Below are 4,322 nucleotides of genomic sequence, written 5' to 3' on the forward strand. Positions count from 1 at the left end.
CACCCCCCCCCCCCCCCCCCCCCCCCCCCCCCCCCCCCCCCCCCCCCCCCCCCCCCCCCCCCCCCCCCCCCCCCCCCCCCCCCCCCGCCCCCCCCACCACCCCCCGCCCCCCCCCCCCCCCCCCCCCACCCCCCCCCCGCCCCCCCCCCCCCTTTACCGGGGGGCGCGGGGCCGAAGTCTTTCGTCACCTCAGCGGGGCAGGGCCCCACGGGTCAGCGGTAGTCGCTGAAGCCGTAGTCGTCCAGCGGCACCGCGGCGCCGGTGGAGGAACCGAAGCTGTCCGGGCTGTAGTAGGTGTCGTCGTAGGACGGCACCGCGTACGCCGCGTTGCGGGCCTCTTCGGTGGGCTGCACCTGGATGTTGCGGTAGCGGTTGATACCGGTACCGGCCGGGATCAGCTTGCCGATGATCACGTTCTCCTTGAGACCGATCAGCTTGTCGGAGCGGCAGTTGATCGCCGCGTCCGTCAGCACGCGGGTGGTCTCCTGGAAGGACGCCGCCGACAGCCACGAATCGGTGGCCAGCGACGCCTTGGTGATACCCATCAGCACCGGGCGACCCGAGGCGGGCTCGCCGCCCTCGGCCACCACCCGACGGTTCGCGGCCTCGAACTCGGCGCGCTCGGTGAGCGAGCCGGGCAGGAACTCCGTGGCGCCCGAGTCGATGATCGTCACGCGACGCAGCATCTGGCGCACGATGACCTCGATGTGCTTGTCGTGGATCGACACGCCCTGGCTCCGGTAGACCTCCTGGACCTCGTGGACCAGGTGCACCTGGACCTGACGCGGACCCATGACGCGCAGCACCTCGTGCGGGTCGGCAGCGCCCTCGAGCAGCTGCTGACCGACCTCCACGTGGTCACCGTCGGAGAGCAGGCGCTCCGTGCCGTCCTCGTGCTTGAACACACGCAGACGCTGACGCTTGGAGAGCTTGTCGTAGACGACTTCCTCACCACCGTCGTCGGGGATGATGGTGATCTTGTAGAAGCGGTCGTCGTCCTCGAGCCGCACCCGGCCGGAGACCTCGGCGATCGGGGCCTTGCCCTTGGGAACGCGGGCCTCGAACAGCTCCTGGACGCGCGGCAGACCACCGGTGATGTCGTCACCGGCGACACCACCCTGGTGGAAGGTGCGCATGGTCAGCTGGGTACCGGGCTCACCGATGGACTGGGCGGCGACGATGCCGACGGCCTCGCCGATGTCGACCAGCTTGCCGGTGGCCATCGAACGGCCGTAGCAGGTGGCGCAGACGCCGGTGCCGGTGGTGCAGGTCAGCACGGAGCGGACCTTGACCTCGGTGATACCGGCCTCGAGCAGCGCCTCCAGCGCCGGGTCGCCCAGATCGGCGCCCTTGGCCACGATGACGTTGCCCTGCGCGTCGACGGCGTCGGCCGCCAGCGTGCGCGCGTAGGTCGAGGTCTCCACGTGCGGGTCGCGGATGATCGAGCCGTCGGGCTGACGCTCGGCGATCGGCACCACGATGCCACGCTCGGTGCCGCAATCGTGCTCGCGCACGATGACGTCCTGCGAGACGTCCACCAGACGACGGGTCAGGTAACCCGAGTCGGCGGTACGCAGCGCGGTGTCGGCCAGACCCTTACGAGCGCCGTGGGTGTTGATGAAGTACTCCAGAACCGTCAGGCCCTCACGGAAGGAGGACTTGATCGGCCGCGGGATGAACTCACCCTTCGGGTTCGTCACCAGGCCCTTCATACCGGCGAGGGTACGGGTCTGGGTGAAGTTGCCCGTCGCGCCCGAGTCGACGATCGTGATGATCGGGTTGTCGGCCGGGTAGTGCGCGCGCAGCGCCTTACCGACCTCCTCGGTCGCCTCCTGCCAGATCTTGACCAGGGCGTTGTTGCGCTCCTGGTGATCGAGCGCACCACGCTGGTACTTCTTCTCGATCTGATCCGACTGCGCCTCGTAGCGCTCCATGATCTCCGCCTTCTCCGGCGGAACGAGCACGTCCGACATCGAGACGGTGACACCCGAACGCGTGGCCCAGTAGAAGCCGGCGTCCTTGAGCTTGTCGACGGTCTGGGCGACCACGATCATCGGGTAGCGCTCGGCGAGATCGTTGATGATGGTCGCCTGCCGCTTCTTCGGCATCGGCTCGTTGATGAACGGGTAGTCCGCGGGCAGCAGCTCGTTGAACAGCACCCGGCCCAGGGTGGTCTGCACCGTCCACGCGTCACCGCGCTGCCAGCCCTCGGGGAACAGCTCGGCCTCGACGTCCTTGGGCGGACGCTGGGTGGTCAGCCGCACCTTGATCAGCGAACGCACGGTCAGCTCGCCGCGGTCGACGGCCATCTGCGCCTCGGCGGGCGAGGAGTAGACGCCGAACTCCGGGGAGTCCGCGGTCGCCGGGCGGTAGCTGCCCTTGGCGTTCTCGTCCAGACGGGTCAGGTAGTACAGACCGGTGACCATGTCCAGACGCGGCATGGCCAGCGGGCGACCCGAGGCGGGCGAGAGGATGTTGTTCGACGACAGCATCAGGATGCGCGCCTCGGCCTGCGCCTCGGCCGACAGCGGCAGATGCACGGCCATCTGGTCACCGTCGAAGTCGGCGTTGAACGCCTCACAGACCAGCGGGTGCAGCTGGATGGCCTTGCCCTCGACCAGCTGCGGCTCGAAGGCCTGGATGCCCAGACGGTGCAGCGTGGGCGCGCGGTTGAGCAGCACGGGGTGCTCGGCGATGACCTCTTCGAGGACGTCCCACACCTGCGGGCGCTGCCGCTCGACCATCCGCTTGGCGGACTTGATGTTCTGCGCGTGGTTGAGATCCACCAGGCGCTTCATCACGAACGGCTTGAACAGCTCCAGCGCCATCAGCTTGGGCAGACCGCACTGGTGCAGCTTGAGCTGCGGGCCGACCACGATGACGGAACGACCCGAGTAGTCGACGCGCTTGCCGAGCAGGTTCTGACGGAACCGGCCCTGCTTGCCCTTGAGCAGATCCGACAGCGACTTCAGCGGGCGGTTGCCCGGGCCGGTCACCGGACGGCCGCGGCGGCCGTTGTCGAACAGCGCGTCCACGGACTCCTGCAGCATCCGCTTCTCGTTGTTGACGATGATCTCGGGCGCGCCGAGGTCGATCAGTCGCTTGAGGCGGTTGTTGCGGTTGATCACGCGGCGGTACAGGTCGTTCAGGTCGGAGGTGGCGAAACGGCCACCGTCGAGCTGGACCATCGGGCGCAGCTCCGGCGGGATCACCGGAACGGCGTCGAGCACCATGCCCATCGGCGAGTTGCCGTTGGCCTGGAAGGCCGCGACGACCTTCAGGCGCTTGAGCGCGCGCAGCTTCTTCTGGCCCTTGCCGGTGCGGATGGTCTCGCGCAGCGACTCGGCCTCGGCGTCGATGTCGAAGTTCTCCATCAGCTTCTGGATGGACTCCGCGCCCATCGCGCCGGTGAAGTACTCGCCGTAGCGGTCGACCAGCTCGCGGTAGAGGACCTCGTCCACGATCAGCTGCTTGACCGACAGCTTGGTGAAGGTGTTCCAGATCTCGTCGAGCCGGTCCAGCTCGCGCTGGGCGCGGTCGCGCAGCTGGCGCATCTCGCGCTCGCCGCCGTCCTTGACCTTGCGGCGGACGTCGGACTTGGCGCCCTCGGCCTCCAGCTGGGCCAGGTCGGCCTCGAGCTTCTGGGCGCGGGCCTCGAGGTCGGCGTCGCGCTGGTCGGCGATCGCCTTCTTCTCGACCTCCATCTCCGCCTCGAGCGTGGACAGCTCGTTGTGGCGCAGCTCCTCGTCGACGTGGACGATGACGTAGGCGGCGAAGTAGATGATCTTCTCGAGATCCTTCGGCGCCAGGTCGAGCAGATAGCCCAGGCGCGAGGGCACGCCCTTGAAGTACCAGATGTGGGTGACCGGCGCGGCCAGCTCGATGTGGCCCATCCGCTCGCGGCGTACCTTGGCGCGAGTCACCTCGACGCCACAGCGCTCACAGATGATGCCCTTGAAGCGCACGCGCTTGTACTTGCCGCAGTAGCACTCCCAGTCCCTGGTGGGACCGAAGATCTTCTCGCAGAACAGGCCGTCCTTCTCCGGCTTGAGCGTGCGGTAGTTGATGGTCTCCGGCTTCTTCACCTCGCCGTAGGACCACTGGCGGATGTCGTCGGCGGTGGCCAGGCCGATTCGGAGTTCATCGAAGAAGTTGACGTCTAGCACGTAACTTCCTTTCCCCTGTGCGGGTCGAAATCGAGCAAGAGTTCACTAGTGGAGGTCGGGCCGGATTCCCGGCCTGACCCGTGTCGAGCGCGGGGTGGGGGGGGGGGCGGGGGGGCGGGGGGGCCCCCCCCCCCCGCCGGTGCGGCCACAAGGCGG

The 4,322-nt window shown here is 68.5% G+C and carries 2 protein-coding genes; both read right to left on the bottom strand.

Going from position 1 to position 4,322, the window contains the following annotated elements; genetic code table 11:
* A partial coding sequence (locus tag QH283_RS28465; protein ID WP_280506017.1) for a hypothetical protein occupies positions 1-188 on the bottom strand: 188 nt, incomplete at its 3' end.
* 24 nt (positions 189-212) lie between these two features.
* Positions 213-4,166 (bottom strand): DNA-directed RNA polymerase subunit beta', encoded by a 3,954-nt coding sequence (locus QH283_RS28470; RefSeq protein WP_280506018.1) that lies wholly within the window; start codon positions 4,164-4,166, stop codon positions 213-215.
* Positions 4,167-4,322 lie beyond the last annotated feature (156 nt).

The sequence above is a fragment of the Nocardia farcinica genome (genome assembly GCF_029867845.1).
Taxonomy (GTDB): Bacteria; Actinomycetota; Actinomycetes; order Mycobacteriales; family Mycobacteriaceae; genus Nocardia; species Nocardia farcinica_A.